The sequence below is a fragment of the Labrenzia sp. ATLA3 genome, assembly GCF_057180185.1.
In genome coordinates, this window is sequence record NZ_JBXUKV010000004.1 from 282,292 (window position 1) to 302,952 (window position 20,661).

Below are 20,661 nucleotides of genomic sequence, written 5' to 3' on the forward strand. Positions count from 1 at the left end.
TCGACACCAGAGAAATGATAATAATTCGGGATATTACCCGATTATTTTTATAAGTGAGCAAGATGCCGTCGCTCCCCAATCTTCTCTGGCTGAAAAGCTTTGAAGCCGTGAGCCGGCTGGGTGGTTTCACCGCAGCAGGTGCGGAACTTGGCCTTACCCAGGCCGCCGTCAGCACGCATATCAGCAGTCTGGAAACCCAGCTCGGCCATCAGCTCTTTGAACGCACGACGCGAAAGCTGGAGTTGACAGCAAGCGGCCGGGCCTATCTGCCGTCGGTACGCAAGGCACTTCAGGAACTGGCCGTTTCGACCGACAGCCTGTTTGGCAACCGTTCTGCCGGGTCCGTAACCATTCGCGCACCGATTTCCGAAACCGTGCTCATCATCGCCCCCGCCCTGGCGGAGTTTCAAGAAGCCAATCCGACCCTCGATATCCGTCTTCTCTCCGCCATCTGGGCAGATACGGCGCTTGAGACCGGCACCGACATCGAAATCCGTCTCGGCACGGGCAACTGGCCAGGTGTGCACGCGGAACCGCTGGGGCCGGAAACCATCGTGCCCGTGTGCCATCCGGATCTGGCGCGTGAGTTGAAGCAACCGGCTGATCTGATCGATCTTCCGCGCATTCACATTCTGGGGTTCGATGACCACTGGCCACGCTATTTCGACGCCCTCGGCCTTTCTCAGACGTCCAGCCGAACCTGCGCCACGGTCGACACGTCCCTTGCCGCAGTCGAGTTGGCCGCTGCCGGAGGCGGCATCGCCCTGCTCCTGGGCAAGATCGCAGGACGGCTGACGGGAAGCGGAAGGCTGGTCGTTCCCCTCGACGTCAGCCTTCCATCCGTGCGAACGCACTACCTCCTGCAAGGGGACAGCGCGTCACCAGGAAAACCGGCCACGCAACGCGTGGAGATGTGGCTGAGACAACTATTCGCCTGAAACTGCACGGGCCCACCACCGCTCGGCAACGCTTCTCCTGGCGGAAAGGTCACGGAATGGATTGCCGGATCGAGCCCCGCAATAACGGAAGAGACTGAGCTCGGGTCCTTTCCCAACGTCTCTTCCCACTTCGTCATGCCATGGCTCGACCATGGCACCCATGCCGATGCATCCCCCCACACCGCCACCTCTGCTCATGGAAAGGCCACGGCAGGCATTGCAGGGTCAAGCCCTGCTGCGAGGAAGTGTTTGGAGGAGGAAGGATCGAAGTAGTCAGAACGCCGCAGCGTCAGTGGGGATCACTCCGCTGCGAACAGCTTCGCCGTCATCGCGAGGCTTGCGCCGCACGGTTCTTCCGCTTCGCCTTCGCCTGCCGTTTCACCCTCGGCAGGCCGCAGATTGACGAAGTCGTAGAGCGCGCGGTCAAGAAGATGCGACGGGCGAGTGTGGCCAAGGGCACGGGCCATGACACCGAGGCGGCCGGGGGATGCCTTTTCCCAGCCCTGCAGCATGCGTTTGACTTCCTCGCGCTGCAGACCATCCTGCGAACCGCAGAGATTGCAGGGAATAATCGGGAACTGCATGCCGGAGGCAAAGCGGGAGATATCGCTTTCGGCGGAATAGGCAAGCGGGCGCAGCACCAGAAGGTCGCCTTCGTCGTTGATCAGCTTCGGCGGCATGGAGGCCAGACGCCCACCGTGGAAGAGGTTCATGAAGAAGGTCTCCAGGATATCTTCCCGGTGATGGCCGAGCACGATGGCTTCGCAGCCCTGCTCCCGCGCGATCCGATAGAGGATGCCACGGCGCAGGCGTGAGCACAGCGAACAATAGGTGCGGTGCTCGGGAATCTTGTCGGTGACGATGGAATAGGTGTCTTCGCGCTCGATGATGTGCTCGATGCCATTATCCTCGAAGAATTTCGGCAGGATGTCCGCCGGAAAACCGGGCTGGGCCTGATCCAGATTGCAGGCAATCAGATCGACCGGCAACAGACCGCGCCATTTCAGTTCGATCAGAACCGCAAGCAGCGTGTAACTGTCCTTGCCGCCTGACAGGCAGACAAGCCATTTCGGACGGTTTTCCTGCGATACCGCGTCCGGCAACATTCCGAAGTCGGCGATTGCCTCACGCGCCTGTCGTAACAGGCGCTTACGCAGCTTCTTGAACTCAACGCTTGAAGGCGCATTGCGGAGCAACGCGGGCAGATCGATGTCAGTACTGTCGGCAATATCGTTCATGAGAGAAGCTCGGCGGCTTATTGGTTCGCTGTCCTTGCGCTGACATAGCGGATCAACGCTGCCGGGAAAAGGGAAAAGCCGTGCTTATCAAGGGATGGCCGTTCGTTCACCGGAGCTGTTCGCGCCATTTCCTGGCGTAATTTGCCAGTCGAGGAACGCGTTTGGCCACGAGCCCACCTGCCCCGGTCTCTCCAGATTGCCGAGTTTCCCCATCCGCCACCAGCAATGCCGCCCCGATACTGGTCCCTGTGACCGACCCTGCCGACGCTTCAACCGGCCGCCCTGTCGCGGCCTCCAGCATGTCGAGATAAAGCCGGTTCTGCGCAAAGGGGCCCTCCACGACAATCGGACCTTCTACCCCGGTCATCGCCAGGCATTCCGCCGTCACCAACGCCAGATAGAAGGAGGTTGCCGCAAAGCGGTCTCCGTCGCTCAATGTCGTATCGTCCACGCTCCAGTGATGCTCCCGCCCCTGGAAGGGGCCCGAGCGTGGATCGACCGCGGGAAAGAGCATGATTTCGCGGTTCAGCACGGCTTCGATCTGCTCTTGCGAACAGCCCTTTTCACGGCCTTGCAGGATCATGTCGAATTCACGCCCACCCATGAACCGTGCCGAAGGCACCGGATCCCCGAACGCATTGACGTTGATCAGCGTGTCGCGCAAAGGATCGAGCGTGACGTCGCCACCGCCTATTGCCAGCACGATCACCCAGGTGCCGGTGGAGACGACCGAAAACGGCGGTTCGCGCGCGATCAGATGCGGGTAAAGCGAGGCATTGGAGTCGTGGATGCCGCAGGTAACCGGCGTGCCTTCCGGCAGTCCGGTCCGTGTTGCCACGTCCGGCAGGATCGGCCCGAGACTGTCACCGGCCTTGCGTACCGGCGCCATCCTGCCTGTCAGACCAAGCCGGTCCACCAGTAAGGAAAACCGGTTTTCCGAAGGGCGCCAGAGGTCAGTATGACAGCCAAGCGATGTCACCTCGTTGGAAAGAACGCCGGTAAGTTTATAGGCCCAGTATTGCGGATAGGTCAGAACCGTCGCCACCCGGTCCAGAAGCCCAGGATCCGTTTTCAGTTGCCAGTGCAGTTGCGCACCCAGATTGAGGCCCATGCCAAGCCGGGGTGAACCGGTTTCAGCGAAGTCCGGCCGGAGCGCATCATAGTCGGCGGCAAGATCGTCCGGGCCCGTAAACTCATAGTCCAGCATGGGCGCCGCAAGGTTCCCTTCCGCGTCCAGAAGAACGGCGCTGGCGCCATGGGTCGTCACCGACAGGGCATCGATGCCATGGGCCTTGTGCAGCTCTCTCAGTGCGTCGCAGATGAAGTCCCAATGGCCTTCCAGATCGAAATGCGGATAAGGCGGCTCCGGCAGGACGGTGTTCGGCCGCGTCAGGACCCCAAGTTCCCTGCGCTGCTCCAGATCGACCACGGCGACCTTGGCATTGGTCTTGCCGATATCGATGACGCCCACATTCCGGATCGCTGCCATCAATGCTCAATCCATATGAAAGACGGTTGTGAGCGGTGTTGCGACTGGCTCATTGTCCGGTTTGGTCGCCATCACGTCGGCCATGTGCGCCCACCATTTCTGCATCACAGGGTGGTTCGGCAGGTCGTCCATTGTGTGGCCGTCCTGACGCCAAAGGACACCGAAGAGGATGTTTGTTTCCGGGTCCAGATGAATGGAATAGTCGCTGATGCCTGCTTCTTTCAGCAAGGCCACCAGGTCCGGCCAGATCTCATCGTGGCGCTTCCGGTATTCGGCTTCCATGCCGGGGTTGAGCTGCATCTTGAAGGCATATTTTTCCATGGCTCAAGCCTTCCTGTGGGCGATGACACGGCCGGCAATGCGCGGCAGGGCAATGACGGCAATCAGCAGCAGACCGATGAAGATCGACATGACGATGCCCGGCACGTTGAGCAGGCCAAAGCCGAAGGTGACCATACCCATGACGAAGGCGGCGATCACCACGCCCGGAATGGAGCCGGAGCCGCCGAGAATATTGACGCCGCCCAGCACCACCATGGTGACCACCTCCAGCTCCCAGCCGAAGGCGATGGAGGGCCTTGTCGCGCCGAGACGCGAGGTCAGGCAGATGGCGGCAACGCCGGACATCAGGCCGGTGAGCAGGAAAAGCGCGAATTTCACTCGTGGCACCCGAATGCCGGAAAAGAGCGCGCCGACCGGATTGTTGCCAACGACATAGACCGTCCTTCCGAAATTCGTCTTGTGCAGAATGACGGCAAAGACAATGGCCAGCAGCGCGAACAGCACGAACTCGAAGGAGATCACCCACCAGACATAGCCCTGCCCGAAAAAGGCAAAGCTTGAGGGATAGCCGGTGTAGGCCTTGTCGCCGAGGACGATATAAGAAATGCCGCGAAACAGGCTCATGGTGCCGATGGTCACGACGATGGACGGCAGGCCGAAGCCGGTCACCAAGAAGCCGTTGAACGCTCCGCACAGCAGCCCGGTACCCAACCCGATCATCACCAGAACCGGCGTATCCGCGCCCATCTGGACGGCAAAGCCCATGGCCGTCGACGCAAGCGCAATGATCGAGGCAACCGAAAGGTCGATTTCTCCGGAGATGATCAACAGTCCCATCGCAAAGGCGATCATGGCCTTTTCGGTAAAGTTGAAGGTCGCGTCGGAGAGGTTCCACGGGTCAAGGAAATAGGGCGAGGCAAAGCTGTTCAAAGTGAACACGGCGACCGCAACCACCAGCAGAAGCAGCTCCCAGCTCACAAGGAACCGCTGCAACGGTGACTTCAACCTGTCCGGAATCTGGCGCCCCTGCGCGCCGGTGTCTGGAGTGGCGAGGCTCATGCTGCGTGCTCCGCTTTTTTCAGGATCACCCGGCCCTTGGCCCGGCTGGACGTGGCGTTGAAGGCAACGGCAATGATGATCGCGCTGCCGGAAATGGCGAGCTGCCAGAAGGGCGAGATGTTGATGACCGGGAGCGCATTCTTGACGATGCCGAGGAACAACGCCCCCAGCAGCGCCCCGCCGATCGACCCGATACCCCCGGCAATCGAGATACCGCCGATGACGCAGGCCGCGACAACCTCAAGCTCGAAACCGCCGGCAATATCGACATAGGCAACTGCATAGCGGGCAACCCAGAGGTAGCCGGTTAGCCCGGCAAGCGCACCGGAAAGGACATAGGCCGCACATTGGGTGAGGCCGACGTTGATGCCCGTATAGACGGCCGCATGCGGATTGCCGCCGACGGCAAAGAAAGCCCTGCCAAGCGGCGTGCGCCCGACCAGAACGATGAAACCGAGCACCACGGCTATCGCGATCCAAGAAAGAACCGGCAGACCCAGCACGACTTCACGCGGAAACGCTTTGAAGGCGTCGCTCATCTCGTGGGCATTGATCCATTCGCCGCCGGAAATCACGAAGATGATGCCCCGGTAGATGGTCATGGTGCCAAGGGTGACAACAATGGGCGGAATATCCAGCTTCCAGACCAGCAGCCCGTTGACGAGCCCCATCAAGGCCCCGAGGCCGAGCGCCAACACGAGGATTACCGGCACCGGCAGGCCGGGCATGGCCATGTTGAGCATGGCAACCACCATGCCGGCGAGCGCAAGGTTGGCGGCAACAGACAGGTCTATGCAGCGCGTGAGGATCACCACCATCTGGCCGAGAGCCAGTATGATCAGCGGTGCCGTGTCGTTGAAGACGTTGGCAAGGTTGGACGGGGTCACAAAGCCGGGAAAGCGGATGGCAATGCCGATCACCAGAAGCAATATCGCCCCGGCAAGGATGGTCTCACGGGACTTCATCAACGAGCGGATCATGAGCGCACCTCCGTGATGCCGGCAGCCGCCCGCACCAGATGTTCCGGTGTCAGGTCACCGCCTTCATATTCGGCCGCGATGCGCCCCTCGCGCATCACGATCACGCGGTCGGACATGCCGAGAATTTCCGGAATTTCGGACGACACCATGATCACAGCCAGACCTTCGGCCGCCAGTTCCGCCATGAATTCATGCACGGCGGCCTTGGACCCGATGTCGATGCCCTTGGTCGGCTCGTCCAGGATGATCACTCTCGGCTTGGTCGCAAGCCATTTGGCGATGACGACCTTCTGCTGGTTGCCGCCGGACAGTTCACCGATATCCTGGTCAAGCGCGGCAGCGCGTAAATCCAGCCGCTGCGTATAATCGCGGGCCAGTTTGAATTCCTCTGCGAGCCGCAGAAACCCTTTGTGCGAGGTTTCCTTGAGCGACGGCAACGAGACATTCTGGAAAATCGGCAGTCCCTTGATGGCGCCCTGTTTGCCCCGGTCTTCCGGCACATAGACGATGCCGTGCCGGATGGCCTCGTTGGGGTCGCGGATGACCGCAATCGTTTCGTCAATGCGGATTGCGCCCTTGGAAGGTTTGGTCACCCCGAACAGCGCCTGCATGAATTCGCTGCGACCAGCACCGACCAGACCGTAGAACCCGAGGATCTCGCCCGCGCGCAACGTAAAACCGATATCCTCGAATTCGGTGGGGTGGCAGTAGCCGACGACTTTCAGCACTTCCTTGCCAAGCTGCGGCGCTCGTTTCGGGAAAACCTGGTCGACTGAGCGGCCGACCATGAGCTTGACCAGCTCCTGTTCAGACACCTCCTCGATCTTGCCTGTGCCGACCATCTGGCCGTCGCGGAAAACCGTGTAGCGGTCCGCAATGCGGAAGATCTCGTCGAACTTGTGGCTGATGAAGAGGATCGCCTTGCCCTCGGCCTTCAGGCGCTCCACCAGTTCGTAGGTTTCCTCGATTTCCTTGTGGGAGAGTGAGGCGGTCGGCTCATCCATGATGACAATCTTGGCGTCGATGGAAAGAGCCCGGGCAATCGCCACAAGGTGCTTGTTGGCAATTCCGAGGTCTTTCAGCGTGACATGCGGATCGATCCTCGCTCCGATCCGCTCAAGCAGAGCTTGTGCCTTGCGCTGCATTTCCTTGCGGTCGATCAGCCCGAAACGCGTTTTCGGCGCATGGCCGATGAAGATGTTTTCCGCCACCGACAGGTCATCGAACAGAACGGTTTCCTGGTGGATGGCCGTCACCCCTGCCCGGCCTGCATCCTGCGCGGTTGGAAAGGAAACCGGGGTGCCGTTGATCGAGATCGTTCCCTCGTCCGGCTGATAGATGCCGGTCAGGATCTTCACGATGGTGGATTTTCCAGCACCATTCTCGCCCACCAGAGCCGTGACTTCACCCGGGAAAAGCTCCAGCGAAACTTCGGAAAGCGCCTTTACGCCGGGGAATGATTTGGAGATGCCGCTGAGGGTCAGTACCGGCCCCGCGCCGTCTCCCGTTTGCGGATGCGTGTCCGCTATGCCCTGCGTGTTCGCAAGCATGACCATGTCCCGGAGCCTGGAGTTTCGTTGCTGGTTTTAAAGACCCGGTGCCGTGCGCACCGGGTCTGACAGGTTTCTAACGTCCGGTCGTGGCGACCAGCTTAGAAAATGTCCTTGAAGTCGTCGATGTTGGAGCTGTCGTAGACAAACGGATCGGCCATCGCGCCTTCATTGTTTTCGTCAAGCGTCAGCGTGCCCATACGGCCCATGGGGATTTCCGCACCCGGCTTGGCTTCCGCCGCACCGGTGGCGAGGTTGTAGGCCAGCATGGTTGCGGAATAACCGAGGTCAATCGGGTTCCAGATCGCGAAGGACTTGGACGCACCGGACTTGATGTGACCGGCCATTTCGGACGGCAGGCCGAGACCGGTCACATTGACCTGGCCGGCTTTTTCAGCATCAGAAACAGCCTGTGCGGCAGCCACGATGCCAACGGAGGTCGGTGCGATGATCGCCTTCAGGTCCGGATAGGTCTGCATCAGGCCCTGGGCTTCACGATAGGACTTGTCGGCAAGGTCGTCGCCATAGACGGTGGCGACCACGTTGATGCCCGGATAGTTGTCCTTCACCTTGTTCATTTCCTCGATCCAGATGTTCTGGTTCGTGGCGGTGGCGGACGCGGACAGGACGGCGACATCGCCGCCATCGGGTAGGTGATCGGCAGCCAGCTTGATGATCATGTTGCCTATCAGCGGGTTGGACGACGGGTTGAGGTGCAACTGTCGGCCTTCCGGCGCAACGCCGCTGTCCCAGGAAACCACGGTGATGCCGCGGTCCATGGCCTTTTTCAGGGCCGGAACCAGGGCGTCCTGATCGTTGGCGGAGATCGCGATGGCATCCACCTTCTGGGCGATCAGCGCATTGATGACCTCGATCTGACCTTCTGCGGTCGTGTCGGTCGGGCCGGTGTAGATGATCTCGACGTCGCCGAGTTCCTCGGCGGCTTCTTCAGCGCCCTTGGCGGCAGCTTCAAAGAAGCCGATGCCGAGCGCCTTGACGACAAGGGCGATGCGCTTTTCCGCTGCACTGGCCGGTGCGGCGATGCAGACGGCGGCGACTGCAGTTGCCGCCAGAAGTGACTTGAGCAATTTCATGGTCTTCCTCCCAAAAATGCTGCCGGCCCCTCCCAAGGCCCGGACAGTATGCCGGCTACCCGTTCGAGGTTGCCTTGGTCTGCGCGGCGCTTGTTTCCGCCACGATCAGATGGATGTCGGCCTGTTCCAGCATGTTGGCCGCGCTGTCGGGGATCCCGTCATCGGTGATGACGGTGGAGATCCGCTCAAGCGGGCACAGGATCAGGCTGGAACGCGCACTGAATTTCGATGAATCCGCCACAACCACGAGCTCATCCGCCTGGCCGATCAGCTTCTGCTCGGCCTGAATGAGCAGCGGATCGGCCTCCATGAGCCCCAGCGGACCAAGCCCCTGCGCGCCCATGAACATGCGCTTGGCATAGAAGTTCCGGGTCACGTCGTTGTCGAAAGGGCTCAGAATGATGTTCTGTTCGCGGTAGATGACACCACCGGAGAGCATGATGGTGTTCTTGGAATTCTTGAGGAGATGCTCTGCGATCGGAAACGAGTTGGTGAACACCTGGCAGCGTTTGGTTGCCAGCGGATGCACCATCTGAAATGTGGTGGTGCCGCCGTTGATGATGATGGCATCACCATCCTCGCACAGCTCCACCGCCTTTTGCGCGATTGCGCGCTTTTGAGCGATGTTGATCGTTTCGTTGACGCTGAACGGACGCCCCGCCAGACCGACGAACTGCGGCGGATGAATGCTCTCCGCCCCGCCCCGCACACGGCGCAGCTTCTTCTGCACATGAAGCTGGGCAATGTCGCGCCGGATGGTCGCCTCGGAGGAATCCGTCAACACCACCAACTCCTGAACCGTCACGACCGGACGATCCTGGACTGCGGACAATATGATCCTGTGGCGTTCTTTCTCGTGCATCTGGTCCTCCCATTGATCAAACGTTTCCACCAACACCGGTCAATGTCAATCAGAAAAAGTCAAAAATGATCATTTTGCAGCGCAATATGATTGATATTGATCGTTTTTGATTGACAACAGGACCCGATCAAGCGAATTTCGAGGCAACGAGATGCAAGCCATCAGGCTTACCTGGGAGGAAAAGATGTTGAATTCCGCTGCCGGTTCCCGGCTTGCCAACCTGTGGGATGACCAGAAGGCTTCCGGCATGAGCGAAGCGGAGCTTCTGCTCTATCGCTCCAACCTCCTGGGGTCCGACAAGCGCATCACCAATTACGGCGGTGGCAACACCTCCGCCAAGGCAATGGAAATGGATCCGCTCACCGGCGATCAGGTCGAGGTTCTCTGGGTCAAGGGCTCCGGCGGCGATGTCGGCACCATCAAGATGGATGGTTTTGCGACACTCTACATGGACAAGCTGCGGGCGCTGAAAGGGCTCTATCGCGGCGTCGAGTTCGAAGACGAAATGGTCGCCTGCCTGCCTCACTGCACGTTCAACCTGAACCCGCGCGCGGCCTCCATCGATACCCCGCTTCATGCCTATGTGCCGAAAAGCCATGTCGACCACATGCATCCAGACGCAATCATCGCCATTGCCGCGGCAAGCGACAGCAAAGCACTGACGCAGGAAATTTTCGGCGGCGAGATCGGGTGGTTGCCCTGGAAGCGCCCGGGCTATGAACTCGGCCTGTGGCTGGAGAAATTCTGCCTGGAAAATCCGGAGGCCCGCGGGGTCGTGCTGGAAAGCCACGGCCTGTTCACCTGGGCCGACGATGCCAAAACCTGCTACGAAACCACGCTGGAAATCATCAACAAGGCAATTGCCTGGTTTGAGGAAAAGACAGCTGGCAAGGACGCTTTCGGCGGTTCGAAACACCGCGCCCTTGCCCCATCCGACCGGCGCACGATTGCCGCCCGCCTGATGCCCGCGATCCGGGGGATGGTCTCCGGCAAACAGCATATGGTCGGTCATTTCGATGACAGCGACGCAGTCCTGGAATTTGTCTGCGCCAACGACATGGAAGCCCTTGCCGCCCTCGGCACCAGCTGCCCGGACCATTTCCTGCGCACCAAGATCCGCCCGCTCGTGGTCGATTTCGATCCGGCCAAGCCGGATATCGAGGCAACGCTTGCCGGGCTCGGTCAGGCAGCCGAAGCCTATCGTGCTGACTATGCGGCCTACTATGAGCGCTGCAAGCACGACGACAGCCCTGCGCTGCGCGACCCGAATGCAGTCGTCTACCTGATACCGGGCGTCGGCATGATCACCTTCGCCAAGGACAAGGCGACGGCACGTATTTCCGGCGAATTCTACACCAACGCCATCAATGTCATGCGCGGCGCCTCAAGCGTCTCCACCTATTGCGGCTTGCCCGAGCAGGAAGCCTTCGACATCGAATACTGGCTTCTGGAGGAGGCCAAACTTCAGCGCATGCCGAAACCCAAGAGCCTTGCCGGCAAGATCGCTTTGGTGACAGGCGGAGCCGGCGGCATCGGCTCGGCCACCGCAGAACGTTTCCTGCGCGAAGGAGCCTGCGTGGTGCTGGCCGACATCGATGCGGACGCGCTCGCCGCTGCCGCCGACAATCTCACTGTCCGCTATTCCCAGGACGTCGTGCGCACGGTGACGATGGATGTCACCAGCGAAGAGGCCGTTGCCGACAGTTTTGCCCGCGGGGCCCTGGAATTCGGCGGTGTCGATATTCTTGTCTCCAACGCCGGCATCGCCTCTTCCGCCCCCATCGAGGACACCACGCTCGATCTGTGGAACCGGAACATGTCGATCCTGTCGACCGGCTATTTCCTGGTGTCCCGAGAAGCCTTCAAGGTGATGAAGACCCAAGGGATCGGCGGGTCCATCGTGTTCATCGGCTCCAAGAACGGCCTTGCCGCGTCTCCGGGCGCCAGCGCCTATTGCACGGCAAAGGCCTCCGAACTGCACCTCGCCCGCTGTCTCGCCCTGGAAGGTGCTCCGGAAGGGATCCGCGTCAATGTGGTCAACCCGGATGCGGTGCTGCGGGGCTCCAAGATCTGGTCCGGCGACTGGCTGAAGGAACGCGCCGAAGCCTACGGCAAGGACACCTCCGAGCTGGAGGAACATTACCGCCAGCGCTCACTGCTGAAACTCTCCGTGCTGCCGGAAGACATTGCAGAGGCGACCTACTTCTTCGCCTCCGAGTTTTCCGCCAAGTCGACCGGGAACATTCTCAATGTCGATGCCGGCAACGTGCAGGCGTTCACGCGGTAGCAGTCAGTAACATAGCCGAACCACACTCCCCTCATCCTGAGGAGGACCGTCAGGTCCGTCTCGAAGGATGGGACACACGAACAGAGCTTGCCGCCCATCCTTCGAGACGCGAGCAGGCTCGCTCCTCAGGATGAGGACGTGGATTTGGGGGAAGTGATCTTGGAACAAACGGATCGAGGAAAATCCGGGAAAGGATCTTCTCATGATGATCGACACATCGCTGGTCGCCGGGGAAAACGACACCCGCGAAGCCGACCTGAAGCGTGACTATGAAACCCTGGGCGAACGGCTGGACCGGCGTGGGGTTTCCATCGACACGGTCAAGGCGAAGGTCGCCGCCTATGGCGTAGCCGTCCCCTCCTGGGGCGTCGGTACCGGCGGCACGCGGTTCGCACGGTTTCCCGGCAAGGGCGAACCGCGCAACATCTTCGACAAACTGGAAGATTGCAGCGTCATCCAGCAGCTAACCCGCGCAACGCCAAATGTTTCCCTGCACATTCCCTGGGACAAGGCCGATCCGGCAGAGCTGAAGGCCAATGCAAGTGCGCTCGGGCTCGGTTTTGACGCCATGAACTCCAACACCTTTCAGGATCAGGACGGTCAGGTGCATTCCTACAAGTTCGGCTCGCTCAGCCACACTGATGCAGCCACACGCCAGCAGGCGGTTGAGCACAATCTGGAATGCATCGAAATCGGCAAGGCCATCGGCTCCCGGGCCCTGACTGTCTGGATTGGCGATGGATCGAATTTCCCGGGTCAGACGAACTTCACGCGCCAGTTCGAGCGATACCTGGATGCAGCACAATCCATCTATGCGGAGCTGCCGGACGACTGGCGGCTGTTCACCGAGCACAAGATGTATGAGCCCGCCTTCTATTCCACTGTCGTGCAGGACTGGGGCACCAACTACATGATCGCGCAGGAACTGGGCGAGAAGGCCTTTTGCCTGGTCGACCTCGGACACCATGCACCCAACGTCAATATCGAGATGATCGTTGCCCGGCTGATTCAGTTCGGCAAGCTCGGCGGTTTCCATTTCAACGACAGCAAATACGGCGACGACGACCTGGATACGGGCTCCATCGATCCGTACCGGCTGTTCCTGGTGTTCAACGAACTGGTGGACGCCGAAACGAGACAGGCTCCGGGGTTCAACCCGGCTCATATGCTCGACCAGTCTCACAATGTCACCGACCCCATCGAAAGCCTGATGGTCTCCGCCATGGAAGTTCAGCGCGCCTACGCGCAGGCCCTGCTGGTCGACCGGTCAGCGCTGGACGGTTTTCAGGACAGCAACGACGCCCTGATGGCGACAACAACGCTGAAAACTGCGTTCCGAACCGACGTGGAGCCGATCCTGGCCATGGCAAGACTGGAAAACGGTGGCGCCATCAATCCCGTTGCGGCCTACCGCGCGGCCGGTTACCGGCAGAAGGTGGCGGAGGTCCGCCCGGAAGTCTCCGGCGCCGGTGGCGGGATCGTCTGACGCAAAGCCGCGCTCAGGTCCGGGAGGCTGTAGCTTGATCGGCCGAACTTTGGCACAGTCCGGCCCTGCCAGTAATCAACAGGAAGGCGCTCGGCGTGAAAGCCCAATATGTGGAACTGATCGATGCGGTCGCGACCCTTGGAAGCCTCGCGGCAGCCGCAAAGGCCCTTGGCAAGTCTCAACCGGCGATCACCAAGGCGCTGAAGAAGATCGAGGGCGATCTCGGTGTCGTCCTCTTCCACCGGGTGCCAAGTGGCATCGTGCCAACGCTGGAAGGTCAGACGGTCATCGACCGTTGCCGCCGGATCCAGAGCGACCTGCAGAAGCTGACGGAAGACGTGGCCCAGTCGCGCGGGCAATATGTCGGCATGATTTCCGTCGTGGTCTCACCGCTGGCCGCACTCAAGATCATTCCGCCGGTGTTGCGACGGTTTCAGAGCCGATTTCCAGGCGTTGAACTGAACATTACCGGCGGCCATGCGCCGAAAGCCTTTCATGCGCTGAGATCCGGCGAAGCGGACTTCGTCATCGGACCGGCCCCTGACGCCCAGCCCAAGGCCGGGCTTCACGTCGAGCCTCTGCTGACCACGTCGGTGACCTTCCTTGCCGGACAGCAGTCTCACCTGAAGGACCTGTCTAAACCGCAGGACCTGCTGACCGCACGATGGGCCGTCATCGGCCCGAGCAGCCGCCGTCCGCTGTTTCAGGACTATTTCCGGATGCACGGTTTGCAGGGGCCGGCCCCCGTCATCCGCTCCGATTCGATCCTCAGCATTCTGGCGGTTCTCGAACAGTCCGATATCGTCTGCTCCTTTCCATCGCTCATCGTCGATGAGGTGAAGGAACGCTGGGCCGTGACCGCCCTGCCAATCGACCTGAGCATGCTGACCGTGGACATCGCTCTGACCCGGACCAAGGAAAGACTGCTGACACCGGCAGCTCAGGCCTTTGCCGACATCGTTCGCGAGGAAGGCCGCAACTGGGCCCCCAAAGACAAAACGACATAACCTGTAGTTATATCGATGAGTTCGAGTTAATTGAGGGATATACCCTGAGGGTGCTAGATTGCGTTCCAAGAAGGCCGCAGAAGCGGCTCCTTGGGAGGACATCTGAGTGAATATCCTGTTCGTCATGTACGACCAGCTCCGCTTTGACTATCTGAGCTGCGCGGGACACCCCTATCTACACACCCCGAACTTTGACCGGGTCGCCGCCAAGGGCGTGCGTTTTACCAACGCCTATGTGCAATCCCCCATCTGCGGCGCGAGCCGGATGAGCTTTTACACCGGGCGTTATGCGTCCTCGCACGGGGCACAGTGGAACGGCTTCCCGCTGCGTGTCGGCGAACACACGCTCGGCGACCACCTGCGCAAGGCCGGCATGGACTGCTGGCTGATCGGCAAGACCCACATGAAGGTGGATGCGGAAGGCATGACACGGCTGGGGCTCTCGCCGGACAGCGTCATCGGCGCCCGGCAGGCCGAATGCGGCTTTGATGTCTGGGTGCGCGACGACGGGCTCTGGGGTGAAGGCCCGGACGGCTTTTATGATGAAAAACGTTCGCCTTACAACGAATACCTCAAGTCGCGCGGCTATGCAGGAGAGAACCCCTGGGCGGACTTCGCCAATGCCGGCGTCGAAAACGGCGAGAAGGCTTCTGGCTGGATGTTCGACAATGCGGACAAGCCCGCCAACATCCGCGAGGAAGACAGCGAAACGCCCTGGTTGACGACCCGCACCATCGACTTCATCGAACAGGCAAAAGCACCCTGGTGCGCACATGTCAGCTACATCAAGCCCCATTGGCCCTATATCGTCCCGGCCCCCTATCACGACATGTACGGGCAAAACCATGTTCCCGCCGCGATCCGCGCCGATGTCGAACGGGAAAATGCGCATCCGGTCTATGCGGCGTTCATGGCCAACAAGATCGCGGCCGCCTTTCAGCAGGACGATGTGCGCCGCAAGGTCATTCCCGCCTACATGGGCCTGATCAAGCAATGCGACGACCAGCTCGGCAGGCTTCTGGACTACCTGGAAGAGACCGGTCGGATGGAAGACACCATGATCGTGCTCACCTCCGACCATGGCGACTATCTTGGCGACCACTGGCTTGGCGAAAAGGATCTGTTCCATGAGCCTTCCGTCAAGATCCCGATGATCGTCTACGATCCGCGCAGCGAGGCCGATGCCACCAGAGGCACCACATGCGACGCGCTGGTGGAAGCCATCGACCTTGCCCCGACCTTCCTGGAAGCCGCAGGCGGGGCCGAAGCCGGTCATATTCTGGAAGGCCGGAGCCTGACGCCCTGGTTGCGCGGCGAAACGCCGGCGTGGCGCGAGGCGGTCATCAGCGAATACGACTATTCCGTCACACCCATGTGCGCATCCCTGGGTGTCACCACCCGTGATGCACGTCTCTTCATGGTGTTCGACGGTCGCTACAAGCTGATCCACGCCGAAGGCGGCTTCCGACCGATGTTGTTCGATCTGGAAAACGACCCGGAGGAATTTCAGGATCTGGCCAAGGCAGACGGCCATGAGGCCGAGATCGCCCGGATGTACGACCTGCTGGCCCGCTGGAGCCGGCGCATGTCACAGCGCGTGACCCGGTCGGACGCAGACATCGCCGCCATGCGCGGCAAGTCAGCCCGGCGCGGCATCCTGCCGTTCCTGAAGGATGGGTCGGAAGTGCCGGAGGAACTGACGAAGGCCTATCGCGGTCCTGTCCCGCAGGATCACGTTTCTCCCGAAAAGGGAGGAAATTGAGGTGAGCACGGCAACGGGCCCCGCCCCGGCCATTCCCCGCACTGACAAGTGGATTGCCGATTGTCTCGCCGTGCTTTTTGTTCTCGTGATCCTTACTTATGCGGCGTCCGGGCCGATCACGGATTTCGTTCGCTGGTTCATCGAGGCCACCACACAGGGCTTTGACGAACTGTCCCGCCGCGACCAGCGCACCCTCATGCGCGATCATTGGCTGGGATCCGGTTACCGCTCTTTCGAGCGCTCGTTCCTGCTGCCAACGGGATTGATCATCGGCCTGCCGATTGTCTTTTCCTTTTCCATCTGCCTTCTGACGCTGCACCGGGGACGGGCCGGGCGCTGGCTCAACTGGGCGCTGACCTTGCTTGCACTTGCGGCCTTCGTTTCCTGGATGCTGAAGATCTTCGCGACCGACGGCGGCGCGCTGCCCAGCGCCAGCCCGATCGACTTCGTGATGTTCCCGATTGCCACCGCCATCACGCTCTATCTTACGTGGCGCATGTTCGGCGGCTTTATCGTCGCCTTCTGCCTGTTCTGGGTGGTCTATTTCTTCATCCGCGGCCACCTGCCCGACTGGACCGGCATTCTTGCCGGATCCGACTCGACCTTCAGTCAGAGCCTGCGGGCCATGGTGTTGAACTTCTGGGCCCAGACCGGCGGCCAGTTCGGCCAACCGTTGCAGGTGGTTTCCGGCAGCGTGCTGATCTTCATCGTCTTCGGCGCGGTGATGATGGCCTCAGGCGCGGGCGATCTTCTGATGAAAATTGCAAACCGGCTCACCGGCGGTCTCGTCGGCGGTGCCGCCCATGCAGCCGTCGCCTCCTCCGCCCTCTTCGGCACGCTTTCCGGCGCGGCCATCTCCAACGTGGTTTCCACCGGTGTGATGACCATTCCGGTCATCAAGAAGTCCGGCTTCAAGCCTGCATTTGCCGGTGCCGTGGAAGCTGCCGCCTCCACCGGCGGACAGATCATGCCTCCGGTGATGGGCGTCGTCGCCTTCTTCGTTGCCGGGCAGATCGGGCTGGAATACCGCTACATTGTCGTGGCCGCCATCCTGCCCGCGATCATGTTCTATTTCGCCACCTTCCTGACGGTTTATTTCGAGGCCCGGCGGCTCGGCATCGGCGCTCTGCCAAGGGAGCAGCGCCCACCGTTGACCGGCAAGGAATGGGTGCAGTGCCTGGTCTTTGTCGTGCCGCTGGGCATCCTCACCTATTTCCTGTTCAGCCAGCCCTCTGTGCCCAAGGCGGGATTTTACGGCTTTGTCGCAGCCATTGTCTGCGCCCTGGTTCTGTTTCGTGAATTCCGGTCCCGAAAACGCCTTTGGCAGGCCTTCGTCAATGCCGGACGTATGGCAGCTTCCATCGTGGTCATCGTCACCGCCATCGGCCTCATCGTCGGCCTGATCCAGGTATCGGGTTTCGCCGGCCGCCTCGCCCTGCTGCTGACACAGCTCGCCAGTGGACCGTTGCCGCTCGTGCTCATCGTCGTTGCGCTCGGTGCCATCGTGCTCGGCATGGGCCTGCCCCCGGGGGCGACCTATTTCATCATCGTCATAGCGTTGTCCTCCGGCATCGATGCGGTTGGCATTCCCGAGCTGACGCTGCACATGTTCGTGGTCTTCTTTGCCGTCATGTCCACGGTCACGCCGCCGGTGGCACTCGCCGCCTTTGCCGCGGCCCCGATTGCCGGCGCCGACCCGATCCGCACCGGCTTCGAGGCCGCCCGCATCGGCATTGCCGGGTTTCTGATCCCCTTCATCTTCGTCTACCACCCGGCGGTTCTCTACAAGCTGCAGGTGCTGTTCGTCTGGTTCGGTTCGGGCGCCCCGGACAGCAAGACGATGGTCGATCTGGCCAGCATTTCCTGGGCCGCGTTCTTCTGGATCATTGCCGCTTTCGCGCTTGCCATGTGGTCAATCGCCTCCGCTCTGGCCGGGTTTGACCGGGGACGCCTGCCCCCCTGGGAGCGCCTGCTGCGCATCTGCCTTGGCCTGCTGGTTTTGGTTCCGCACGTCGCCATTGCCGGTGCCGCTTCGGTTTTGATCCTGGCGGATATCGCCTTTCACGCAACCCGGCAGCGGAGCCTCGCCTCCGCGCCCAATCCCATACAATGACAAAAGCACTTTTCCACGGGAGGACGGAATGAAACGACTTGCCTTTACGGCCCTTGCAGGCCTGCTTCTGGCCGGCTCCGCTTCGGCTGAAGACACCACGCTCAAGATGCAGACCATTGAGCCGAGCCTTGGTCAGGCCATCACCATGGCGACCTTTGCCAACATCGTGACGGACAAGCTCGACGATGTCTCCATTGAAGTTGCCGGTGGAGGTGCCGCAACACTGCACCAGATGGAGACCGCGCGCGGCAATCTGGACATGTACATGATCTCGCCCACCATCCACATTCTGATGAGCAAGGGCGCGGCCATGTACAAGAACGAGCCGGAAGCCCCGGAACTCGCCAAGAATGTACAGGTACTGATGTGGTTTCCCTACGGCCAGTATCACTTCGCGGTGCGCGGTGACAGCGACATCACCGTGCTGGACGATATCGAAGGCGCCACGGTTTTCCTCGGGCCGCAGGGCGGCGGCGCCTATAACGCTGCCAAGGGCTGGATCGAGGCAACCACCGGTCTCGTCGCCGGAGAGGACTACGACGCCATCAAGGCCAACTGGGCGACCGGATTCCAGTCGTTCATGGATGGCAAGGTGGAAATGTATGTCAACGGCTGCATCGACCCGTGCCAGCAGTTCATCCAGTTCACCGAAACCGAAACCGTCCGCTTTATCGGCCCCGAGGACGACCAGGGGGAAGCGGTCGACAAGTTCCTTGGCAAATTCCGCCATCGGGCAGAAATCCCCGCAGGGCTTTACGAAAACCAGGTGAACGACGGCCCGGTCAATTCCAACGACACGGCCGTCGGCATCGGTGTGCGCGCGGACCTTGACGAAGAACTCGTCTACCGGATCACAAAAGCCTTCTGGGAGAACCTCGACAGCATTACCACCGATGCCCCCTGGGCGAAGGCGCTGTCACCTGAATATGCCGCCCAGACACTCGGCACAGCCAGGTTCCATCCTGGCGCTGCCCGTTACTACAAGGAAATCGGCGTTCAATAGCCGTCCGGACGCACTGGTCGCGGCACCGCGACCAGTGCCCCCAGTCAAAACCCGGAAGCGTCCGCCCTGCGGAGAAGCTTCGGAAAAGTTGCATCTATCGTTTTTCCGCCAAAACGTTGTACCCTTCCAAGTGCTGGTTGGGGGCAGCGGAAGATACCTGAGATTGTTCATGCGGAAGGTATTGATATGACTGTAACTCTCGACATCCAGCAGCCACAGCCCTTTGATCTAGTGGGATCAAGGATATTGATCGCGGGCAATGCGACCGCATTCGAAGGCACCTTGAGCATTCGCGTTTCCGAAGGGCACGACGAATATGCCTCCTTCACCCAGGTCGGTTCACTCGGGCTCAAGCAGTTCCAGGGGTTCATCGATATCCCGGACACCAACCAGTTTCAGATGAATAGGCTGTTCCTGACCCTGGCCGACGACACCGGGAATGAAAACGGTCCGTCCGTGGTCATTCCGATACTATTCGGACCGCGCATCCTGCCCGGTTTTGGCGGCTGGCAGCCCTACACGGTGAAGGCGGGTGACACGCTGACAAAGATTGCGCAAGACCAGTATGGCACCGGCGACTACCAGCCGATTTTCGAAGCCAATCAGCACATTTTATCGAGTCCAGACGTCATTTTCGCAGGTCAGATTCTTCGGGTACCGCGAAACGACATCTGACATCTGTCACAAACAAGAAGCTGCAAAAAGAAAAGGCCCGCCAGAGGCGGGCCTTTCCGTCAAACCATATTCGGCGCTGATTAGCGCGAATAGAACTCGACCACCAGGTTCGGTTCCATCTGTACCGGGTACGGTACGTCAGAGAAGCTCGGAACGCGGGAATAGGTCGCGGTCATCTTGCTGTGGTCGACGTCGAGATAATCCGGAACGTCACGCTCTGCGGACTGGACTGCTTCCAGAACGAGGGCGAGCTGCTTGGACTTTTCACGAACTTCGATCACGTCACCCGGACGGATCTGGTAGCTCGAGATATTGACGCGCTTGCCGTTCACCTTCACGTGGCCGTGGTTGATGAACTGACGGGCTGCGAAAACGGTCGGGACGAATTTCGCACGGTATACGATCGCGTCCAGACGGCGCTCCAGCAGGCCGATCAGGTTCTCGGAAGTATCACCCTTCATACGGGACGCTTCAGAATAAACCTTGCGGAACTGCTTTTCGGAAATGTTGCCGTAGTAGCCTTTCAGCTTCTGCTTTGCGCGGAGCTGAACACCGAAGTCGGACAGCTTGCCTTTACGGCGCTGGCCATGCTGACCCGGGCCGTATTCACGCTTGTTGGCCGGGCTCTTCGGACGACCCCAGATGTTTTCGCCCATCCGGCGGTCAATTTTGTACTTAACGCTATGGCGCTTCGACATCGCGGTTTCCTTTGAATTCGCGTTGTTATTAAAAAGGAAACGCGCCCTCCTTTATCATCTCAACCCATCATTACGAAAGGAAGGTCAGATCGACAGGGACCCAGCTAGACGGCGCCGGCCGGATGCCCACGGGTGCGT

General features: G+C 60.4%; 17 protein-coding genes. 8 read left to right on the plus strand and 9 right to left on the minus strand.

Annotated features, from left to right (window positions below; genetic code table 11):
• Positions 1 to 62 precede the first annotated feature (62 nt).
• Positions 63 to 938, plus strand: coding sequence for a LysR substrate-binding domain-containing protein (locus tag AC2A6O_RS12780; protein ID WP_498927492.1), 876 nt, complete (start codon positions 63 to 65; stop codon positions 936 to 938).
• A gap of 299 nt (positions 939 to 1,237) precedes the next feature.
• Here the strand turns inward: AC2A6O_RS12780 and ttcA are convergent, their stop codons facing one another.
• The 8 genes from ttcA to AC2A6O_RS12820 all read right to left on the minus strand — a co-directional run bounded on the left by ttcA (position 1,238) and on the right by AC2A6O_RS12820 (position 9,492).
• Positions 1,238 to 2,176 (minus strand): tRNA 2-thiocytidine(32) synthetase TtcA, encoded by a 939-nt coding sequence (gene ttcA / locus AC2A6O_RS12785; protein ID WP_498927494.1) that lies wholly within the window; start codon positions 2,174 to 2,176, stop codon positions 1,238 to 1,240.
• Between the two features lie 106 nt (positions 2,177 to 2,282).
• Positions 2,283 to 3,665, minus strand: coding sequence for an FGGY-family carbohydrate kinase (locus AC2A6O_RS12790; RefSeq protein ID WP_498927496.1), 1,383 nt, complete (start codon positions 3,663 to 3,665; stop codon positions 2,283 to 2,285).
• A gap of 6 nt (positions 3,666 to 3,671) precedes the next feature.
• Positions 3,672 to 3,986 (minus strand): L-rhamnose mutarotase, encoded by a 315-nt coding sequence (rhaM, locus tag AC2A6O_RS12795; RefSeq protein ID WP_498927498.1) that lies wholly within the window; start codon positions 3,984 to 3,986, stop codon positions 3,672 to 3,674.
• Positions 3,987 to 3,989: 3 nt separating this feature from the next.
• Entirely contained in the window at positions 3,990 to 5,006 is a 1,017-nt protein-coding gene (locus tag AC2A6O_RS12800; RefSeq protein ID WP_498927500.1) for an ABC transporter permease, read from the minus strand.
• Positions 5,003 to 5,986 (minus strand): ABC transporter permease, encoded by a 984-nt coding sequence (locus AC2A6O_RS12805; protein ID WP_498927502.1) that lies wholly within the window; start codon positions 5,984 to 5,986, stop codon positions 5,003 to 5,005. Before AC2A6O_RS12805 ends, AC2A6O_RS12800 begins: the two co-directional genes overlap by 4 nt.
• Positions 5,983 to 7,536, minus strand: a complete 1,554-nt coding sequence (locus tag AC2A6O_RS12810; RefSeq protein ID WP_498927504.1) for a sugar ABC transporter ATP-binding protein — start codon at positions 7,534 to 7,536, stop codon at positions 5,983 to 5,985. The genes AC2A6O_RS12805 and AC2A6O_RS12810 overlap by 4 nt, the downstream gene beginning before the upstream one ends.
• Before the next feature lie 101 nt (positions 7,537 to 7,637).
• On the minus strand, positions 7,638 to 8,630 hold the full coding sequence (gene rhaS, locus AC2A6O_RS12815; RefSeq protein ID WP_498927506.1) for a rhamnose ABC transporter substrate-binding protein: 993 nt from the start codon (positions 8,628 to 8,630) through the stop codon (positions 7,638 to 7,640).
• A 55-nt stretch (positions 8,631 to 8,685) separates the two neighbouring features.
• On the minus strand, positions 8,686 to 9,492 hold the full coding sequence (locus tag AC2A6O_RS12820; RefSeq protein WP_148586343.1) for a DeoR/GlpR family DNA-binding transcription regulator: 807 nt from the start codon (positions 9,490 to 9,492) through the stop codon (positions 8,686 to 8,688).
• A gap of 184 nt (positions 9,493 to 9,676) precedes the next feature.
• On the opposite strand from AC2A6O_RS12820, the gene AC2A6O_RS12825 reads away from it, so the two are divergent.
• The 7 genes from AC2A6O_RS12825 (at position 9,677) to AC2A6O_RS12855 (ending at position 19,825) form a co-directional block, all read left to right on the plus strand.
• Positions 9,677 to 11,779, plus strand: coding sequence for a bifunctional rhamnulose-1-phosphate aldolase/short-chain dehydrogenase (locus tag AC2A6O_RS12825; protein WP_498927508.1), 2,103 nt, complete (start codon positions 9,677 to 9,679; stop codon positions 11,777 to 11,779).
• A gap of 202 nt (positions 11,780 to 11,981) precedes the next feature.
• Positions 11,982 to 13,265, plus strand: coding sequence for an L-rhamnose catabolism isomerase (gene rhaI / locus AC2A6O_RS12830; RefSeq protein ID WP_498927510.1), 1,284 nt, complete (start codon positions 11,982 to 11,984; stop codon positions 13,263 to 13,265).
• 95 nt (positions 13,266 to 13,360) lie between these two features.
• Positions 13,361 to 14,272, plus strand: a complete 912-nt coding sequence (locus AC2A6O_RS12835; RefSeq protein WP_498927512.1) for a LysR family transcriptional regulator — start codon at positions 13,361 to 13,363, stop codon at positions 14,270 to 14,272.
• A 106-nt stretch (positions 14,273 to 14,378) separates the two neighbouring features.
• On the plus strand, positions 14,379 to 16,034 hold the full coding sequence (locus tag AC2A6O_RS12840) for a sulfatase-like hydrolase/transferase (protein ID WP_498927514.1): 1,656 nt from the start codon (positions 14,379 to 14,381) through the stop codon (positions 16,032 to 16,034).
• A 1-nt stretch (position 16,035) separates the two neighbouring features.
• Positions 16,036 to 18,147 (plus strand): TRAP transporter permease, encoded by a 2,112-nt coding sequence (locus AC2A6O_RS12845; protein WP_498927516.1) that lies wholly within the window; start codon positions 16,036 to 16,038, stop codon positions 18,145 to 18,147.
• A 28-nt stretch (positions 18,148 to 18,175) separates the two neighbouring features.
• The gene (locus AC2A6O_RS12850) at positions 18,176 to 19,150 is read left to right on the plus strand and encodes a TAXI family TRAP transporter solute-binding subunit (RefSeq protein WP_498927518.1); all 975 of its coding nucleotides are present in this window, start codon (positions 18,176 to 18,178) and stop codon (positions 19,148 to 19,150) included.
• Positions 19,151 to 19,336: 186 nt separating this feature from the next.
• Entirely contained in the window at positions 19,337 to 19,825 is a 489-nt protein-coding gene (locus AC2A6O_RS12855) for a LysM peptidoglycan-binding domain-containing protein (RefSeq protein ID WP_498927520.1), read from the plus strand.
• An 80-nt stretch (positions 19,826 to 19,905) separates the two neighbouring features.
• Here AC2A6O_RS12855 and rpsD read toward each other — a convergent pair whose 3' ends face one another.
• Positions 19,906 to 20,523: a 30S ribosomal protein S4 gene (gene rpsD / locus AC2A6O_RS12860; protein ID WP_148586335.1), complete on the minus strand. Its 618-nt coding sequence runs from the start codon at positions 20,521 to 20,523 to the stop codon at positions 19,906 to 19,908.
• Positions 20,524 to 20,661: the final 138 nt, after the last annotated feature.

What these genes read in the sequence shown, in the direction of transcription:
- rpsD (WP_148586335.1), bottom strand. Translation starts at nt 20,523, where the DNA reads ATGTCGAAGCGCCATAGCGTTAAGTACAAAATTGACCGCCGGATGGGC.
- AC2A6O_RS12805 (WP_498927502.1), bottom strand. Translation starts at nt 5,986, where the DNA reads ATGATCCGCTCGTTGATGAAGTCCCGTGAGACCATCCTTGCCGGGGCG.
- AC2A6O_RS12800 (WP_498927500.1), bottom strand. Translation starts at nt 5,006, where the DNA reads ATGAGCCTCGCCACTCCAGACACCGGCGCGCAGGGGCGCCAGATTCCG.
- AC2A6O_RS12810 (WP_498927504.1), bottom strand. Translation starts at nt 7,536, where the DNA reads ATGCTTGCGAACACGCAGGGCATAGCGGACACGCATCCGCAAACGGGA.
- rhaS (WP_498927506.1), bottom strand. Translation starts at nt 8,630, where the DNA reads ATGAAATTGCTCAAGTCACTTCTGGCGGCAACTGCAGTCGCCGCCGTC.
- AC2A6O_RS12790 (WP_498927496.1), bottom strand. Translation starts at nt 3,665, where the DNA reads ATGGCAGCGATCCGGAATGTGGGCGTCATCGATATCGGCAAGACCAAT.
- ttcA (WP_498927494.1), bottom strand. Translation starts at nt 2,176, where the DNA reads ATGAACGATATTGCCGACAGTACTGACATCGATCTGCCCGCGTTGCTC.
- AC2A6O_RS12855 (WP_498927520.1), top strand. Translation starts at nt 19,337, where the DNA reads ATGACTGTAACTCTCGACATCCAGCAGCCACAGCCCTTTGATCTAGTG.
- rhaM (WP_498927498.1), bottom strand. Translation starts at nt 3,986, where the DNA reads ATGGAAAAATATGCCTTCAAGATGCAGCTCAACCCCGGCATGGAAGCC.
- AC2A6O_RS12850 (WP_498927518.1), top strand. Translation starts at nt 18,176, where the DNA reads ATGAAACGACTTGCCTTTACGGCCCTTGCAGGCCTGCTTCTGGCCGGC.
- AC2A6O_RS12825 (WP_498927508.1), top strand. Translation starts at nt 9,677, where the DNA reads ATGTTGAATTCCGCTGCCGGTTCCCGGCTTGCCAACCTGTGGGATGAC.
- rhaI (WP_498927510.1), top strand. Translation starts at nt 11,982, where the DNA reads ATGATGATCGACACATCGCTGGTCGCCGGGGAAAACGACACCCGCGAA.
- AC2A6O_RS12820 (WP_148586343.1), bottom strand. Translation starts at nt 9,492, where the DNA reads ATGCACGAGAAAGAACGCCACAGGATCATATTGTCCGCAGTCCAGGAT.
- AC2A6O_RS12780 (WP_498927492.1), top strand. Translation starts at nt 63, where the DNA reads ATGCCGTCGCTCCCCAATCTTCTCTGGCTGAAAAGCTTTGAAGCCGTG.